Genomic DNA, 5504 nt, shown 5'->3' on the forward strand with positions numbered 1-5504 from the left:
GCCCTGGGTCAAATTTCAATCGGCAGGGTGGGTCAATTTTCCATCAGCGCCAACAAAATAGTGCACTCATCGCTCTCCACGGCGATCCCTTCATCGCGAATTGCACCGCCCAAGACGATCTGCACTGAAATCAATACTTTCTGATGCCTCTTGATTAGAGATGCCAGCCATAATAATCTCATCGCCAACGCATACGGCGTTCGGCAGCCAACACACTCTCACTCACTACTGGAAGCTCAGACATGAAAACCATAGGCATTGAAAACTCGAAGTCCAGCGTACAGGCCCACTTAACGCTTGGAACCAAAACTATGGGGCTAGGTATCTATGGCGCGTACTTGGCTCTCGCTATTATTTACTTCTGGTTCGGCGGCATGAAATTTACCCACTACGAGGCCGAGGGCCTGGTTCCACTGGTGAGCAACAGCCCGCTTTTGGGATGGGTGTATAGCATTTTTTCGGTCGACATGTTCTCCAGCCTGCTCGGCATACTAGAGATTTCGATCGGCACTCTGATCGCAGGCCGCATGCTGTCGCCCAAACTATCCGTGGTAGGAGGCGCTCTGTCTGCAGGCCTGTTCTTCACAACCCTTAGCTTTATGTTTTCCACTCCGGGCGTCATTGAGCCTAGTTTAGGGTTTCCGGCGATTTCCGTTGCGCCAGGTCAGTTTCTGCTTAAAGACTTAGGGTTGCTTGCTGTTTCGATATTTGTGGCAGGCCATTCGCTGGTTGAACTGGAAAAACGTAAAATTAATGCATAATTTTTTCAATGGCTTAAGGCAGTAATGCCTTAGGCCTTTTTGCCATCATTTTCCCCCGCCAGATCTTTCAACCAGTCACGAGGGCTCAACCCCGTCTTGCGTCTAAATGCGCGAGACAGCGCCGAAGGACTTTCGTAGCCGACTTGAGCTGCAATCAGCGTAATCGAGCGCCCTTCTCGCATCAGCTTCTGAGCCAGGCTAACTCGCCAACTCAACAAATAATCAGCAGGCGTCTGTCCGATGACACTCTTGAAATGCACGGCATACGCAGCGCGTGACATATTTGACTCACTGGCCAGCTCTGCTATTGACCAGGCATGTTCCGGGGAGTTGTGCATCTGTAAAAGCGATCGGGCAAGCCGCATGTCGGCCAGTCCAGCCATCATTCCGGTGCGCAACTGGTGATGATCGAGCAGGTAACGGAGCAACAGAATGATTAGGAGCTCAAATAAGCGCTCAAGCGCGGCTTCCCTTCCACAATGCACATTTGCCGCCTCGGCAAACATCCACTCCAACGTGTCTGCCAGCATGGGCAGATCATCGAGTGCGAGCACCAAACAGTCCGGTAATGAAGCCGACAAAGGATTATCAATTCCGCCCTCAAACTCCATGGAAGCACACAACAACTTTGCGCCATCGGACTCACCCGCAAACAATTGATGCTTGGCGGGGCGTGGCATAAAAATCAAGCTAGGGCGAGTGAGCTGCAAATCCTTGCGATCGGGACCAAGCAACGTCACGCTGCCGGCCTGAAGCAGATGGATATAACCTCGCCGCTCGGCGCCATCGTAAGATGCAGAGCCGCATAGGTCGCCGTCATAGAACAGATTGGCCCGCACGCCGAACCGCGAGAGCAAATTAGACAAACGATCCATTGGCCGATCCTTGACGAGTCAGAACGCACAGACCATACCATCTGCGTTGTCGTTCAGTGCCTGTAGCGAACATGCCGGCGTAAATCAGCCAACGGATAAAGTGATCACTGAGCAGCTCAGCCTCCCTTTCCAGTTCGGCTGTTAAAAAAACAACACCGTTGTTTGAAAGCACCAGCAAATCAAGTGCTCACTCTTCTATTTTACAGTACCTGGCAACAGCACTTTGCGGTGCAGTCGATCAGATATCCGGAAGGTTGATCGTAAGCTTCAGCCTAGCGCTCTTCGAATTTAATGTCGTCGAGCTTCGGCCCAACCATTCCCCCGACCTACTCTTCCCTCCCCTAGAGACCCTAGCAGTCACTTGAATCGCGGCTGTCTGCGATAAGGTGTTGCTGGTAACTATTGCATCAGCGCCTGAAAACTCCACCTCGGCCGGCAGACTTGAGACCTTAAGTCGTATGGTAGCGAGAGGTACCTTGGAGCCCGATAGCGTCTGTACGAAAACGAACACACTGTCATCCAAAGCGACCTTTTCGAAAATTTCCGGGGAAATGTCCACCCGTACCTTGAGCGGTGTTGGTGGCAAGCCAGCAACATGGTTAATCTGTTGCCGCTGACCGAAAACTGACCCAGTAGAGGCTGTTCTGCCGACTGAAAACTGACCCAGGTGTTCAACTGCTTCTGCTCAATTTTTGAGCAGGAGAACACAGGGTGATCAGTATGGAAATGATGGGCAAAATCCGCCGGATGTATTTCCGCGACAAGCTGTCGCTGCATGAGATAGCCAAGCGCACCGGGTTGGCGCGCAACACGATTCGCAAGTGGGTCAGAGCACCTGAGGCCAAGCCGCCGGTCTACCAACGCCGCGCGATCTTTAACAAACTCAGCCCTTTTCACGTCACGCTAGAGCAGGCGCTAAAAGCCGATTCGCTGCGCCCCAAGCAACAGCGGCGCAGTGCCAAGGCGCTGTTGGCGCAAATCAAAGCCGATGGTTATGACGGTGGCTACAGCCAGCTCACCGCGTTTATCCGTGCCTGGCGAGGGGGACAGGGCAAGGCGTCGCAGGCCTTTGTGCCGCTGACCTTTGCTCTTGGCGAGGCGTTTCAGTTTGACTGGAGCGAGGAAGGCTTGCTGGTCGGCGGCATTTACCGGCGTATGCAGGTGGCACATCTGAAGCTGTGTGCCAGCCGTGCGTTCTGGCTTGTGGCGTATCCGAGCCAGGGCCATGAGATGTTATTTGACGCCCATACACGCTCGTTCGGCGCCTTGGGCGGCGTGCCGCGCCGGGGCATCTACGACAACATGAAGACCGCCGTCGACAAGGTCAATAAGGGCAAAGGCCGGGCGGTGAATGCACGCTTTGCGGTGATGTGCGCGCATTACCTGTTCGATCCGGACTTCTGCAACGTCGCCGCTGGTTGGGAAAAGGGCATCGTTGAAAAGAACGTGCAAGACAGCCGCAGGCGTATCTGGCTAGACGCCCAGGACTGTCAGTTTCACTCCTTCGAGGAACTCAATGCCTGGCTGGGCCAGCGCTGCCGCGCGCTTTGGAACGAGCTGACGCACCCTCAATACAGCGGGCTGAGTGTGGCCGAAGTGCTGGAGTTGGAGCGCGCTGAACTGATGCCTGTGCCAGCGCCATTCGACGGTTACGTCGAGCGGCCTGCGCGGGTCTCCAGCACCTGCCTGGTCAGCGTCGGGCGCAACCGCTACTCGGTGCCGTGTGAGTATGCGGGTAAGTGGGTCAGCAGCCGTTTGTATCCGACGCGAATCGAGGTGGTGGCTGACGACGCGCTGATCGCCAGCCATGTCCGCTTGCTGGATCGCGACCAGGTCAGCTATGACTGGCAGCACTACCTCCCGCTGATCGAACGCAAGCCCGGTGCGCTGCGCAACGGCGCGCCCTTTGCTGATCTGCCGGCGCCGCTGCGTCAGCTTAAGCACGGTCTGGGGCGTCATGCCGGCGGTGACCGGATCATGGCGCAAGTTCTGGCTGCCGTACCGGTCGCCGGGCTCGATGCGGTGCTGGTGGCTGTTGAGCTGGTACTGGAAAGCGGCAGCCTGAGCGCCGAACACATCCTCAATGTCGTGGCGCGCCTGGCCGCGACCGAACCACCACCCAGCGTCGAAACCCACTTGTCGCTCAAGGAAGCCCCCGTCGCTAACACGGCGCGCTACGACCGCCTGCGTGGCCAGACCGAGGAGATCGGTCATGCGTGATTTGATGGCGGAACTCAAGGAGCTGCGCCTGCACGGCATGGCCACGGCCTGGGCGGAGTTGACTGCGCAGGGTGAGTCGAACACAGCCTCGTCCAAGTGGCTGCTCGAACACCTGCTGGAACAAGAGCACACAGATCGCGCCATGCGCTCGGTGAGCCACCAGATGAACATGGCCAAGCTGCCGATGCACCGCGACCTGGCCGGCTTCGACTTCAGCGCCTCCAGCGCAGACGCTCGTTTGATCAGCGAACTGGCCAGTCTGGCCTTTACCGACACCGCGCAGAACGTGGTGCTGATCGGTGGGCCTGGCACCGGTAAAACCCACCTGGCCACTGCGCTGGCCGTGTCCGGCATCACCCGGCACGGCAAGCGCGTGCGCTTCTACTCCACGGTCGATCTGGTCAATCTGCTGGAGCGCGAAAAACACGACGGCAAAGCCGGGCGGATCGCCCAGGCACTGCTGCGCATGGATCTGGTCATCCTCGACGAACTGGGTTATCTGCCGTTCAGCCAGGCTGGCGGTGCGTTGCTGTTTCACCTGCTGTCCAAGCTGTACGAACACACCAGCGTGGTGATCACCACCAACCTGAGCTTCGCCGAATGGTCGAGCGTGTTCGGCGACGCCAAGATGACCACCGCCCTGCTGGATCGGCTGACCCACCACTGCCACATCGTCGAAACCGGTAACGAGTCCTATCGCCTGCAACACAGTAGCTTGGCGGCCCAGGCCAAGATCAAATCACGGGAGCGAAAGCGTAAGGGCGGCCAGGAACCGGAGGACGATGAGCCGTTCTGATTTCATGGTGACGACGGCCTGCTGCATGGCTGCATGTGGCAGGTCTTCAACAGCTGAACTGGGACAGCGAGGGAGTGGGTTCAAAAGCAGCTGCGCTGGTAGACTTATCCACAGTTGCTGGTAACAAAATCAGCAATCCGCCCTGGGTCAAATTTCAATCGGCAGGGTGGGTCAATTTTCCATCAGCGCCAACACACAACTGGGCCTCAACATTTCTCAACACCTCTCCAGCGTGGCAAGAACGCCACAGTGTGTCATTTCCGACACTGTGTGCCATTCCCAGCACTCTGGCCTAGAGGTGAGAAAATCCCACCTTAAAGGGGGAAAACAATCCGGGGCGGAAACCGGTAATGCTCACAACAAAGCTAGGCCTTGGCACTACCTAGGTAATGCCTGTGCATTGCTTAAAACCACTCTTACTTATCCGCAAAAACAGGTAGAATGTGACTGTCGAGCACGTGACGTGCTTGGCCCCCGTCAAGATGCGCGTGATGCGCTTCGAGCGGCAAATGAGCATTCCCATTTTCACACTTGGAGACATCGCTAATGCGCCCATTCCAAACTGCACCACTGCAACTGAAGTTCGCTGCCAATGAAGACCTCGGCAGCTTCACCGGCTATGCCTCGACCTTCGGCGGAGAGCCTGACCAGCACGGCGACCTGATCGCACCTGGAGCATTCGCTCAAAGCTTGGCGAAGCATGCAGCAGCCGGCACTCGCCCTGCCCTGCTCTGGCAACACGACCAAACCAATCCCGTTGGCGTCTGGAACTCCTTTGAAGAGGATTCCGTGGGCTTGCTTGGTCTTGGCCGGTTGACCATGGACGTACCTCAAGCCAAGGCCGCACACGCC

Annotated in this window: 6 protein-coding genes; 4 read left to right on the forward strand and 2 right to left on the reverse strand. The window is 56.8% G+C overall.

Features of this window, described 5'->3' with window-relative positions:
• Window positions 1-242: 242 nt before the first annotated feature.
• Window positions 243-761: a YkgB family protein gene (locus V7066_RS28510; protein WP_003464991.1), complete on the forward strand. Its 519-nt coding sequence runs from the start codon at window positions 243-245 to the stop codon at window positions 759-761.
• A 29-nt stretch (window positions 762-790) separates the two neighbouring features.
• Here V7066_RS28510 and V7066_RS28515 read toward each other — a convergent pair whose 3' ends face one another.
• Both V7066_RS28515 and V7066_RS28885 read right to left on the reverse strand, forming a co-directional pair.
• Complete coding sequence (locus tag V7066_RS28515; protein WP_003464995.1) at window positions 791-1636, reverse strand: AraC family transcriptional regulator; 846 nt, start codon at window positions 1634-1636, stop codon at window positions 791-793.
• 238 nt (window positions 1637-1874) lie between these two features.
• Window positions 1875-2195, reverse strand: a complete 321-nt coding sequence (locus tag V7066_RS28885) for a c-type cytochrome biogenesis protein CcmI/CycH (RefSeq protein ID WP_032677089.1) — start codon at window positions 2193-2195, stop codon at window positions 1875-1877.
• A 161-nt stretch (window positions 2196-2356) separates the two neighbouring features.
• On the opposite strand from V7066_RS28885, the gene istA reads away from it, so the two are divergent.
• The 3 genes from istA to V7066_RS28530 all read left to right on the forward strand — a co-directional run.
• Window positions 2357-3856 carry an IS21-like element ISPst3 family transposase gene (gene istA, locus V7066_RS28520; protein WP_156522379.1) on the forward strand — a complete coding sequence of 500 codons (1500 nt, stop codon included), beginning with the start codon at window positions 2357-2359 and terminating at the stop codon, window positions 3854-3856.
• The gene (gene istB, locus V7066_RS28525; protein ID WP_010454871.1) at window positions 3849-4652 is read left to right on the forward strand and encodes an IS21-like element ISPst3 family helper ATPase IstB; all 804 of its coding nucleotides are present in this window, start codon (window positions 3849-3851) and stop codon (window positions 4650-4652) included. Before istA ends, istB begins: the two co-directional genes overlap by 8 nt.
• 546 nt (window positions 4653-5198) lie before the next feature.
• A partial coding sequence (locus V7066_RS28530) for an HK97 family phage prohead protease (RefSeq protein WP_334186300.1) occupies window positions 5199-5504 on the forward strand: 306 nt, incomplete at its 3' end.

It is taken from the genome of Novosphingobium sp., from assembly GCF_036820275.1.
Classification (GTDB): Bacteria; Pseudomonadota; Alphaproteobacteria; order Sphingomonadales; family Sphingomonadaceae; genus Novosphingobium.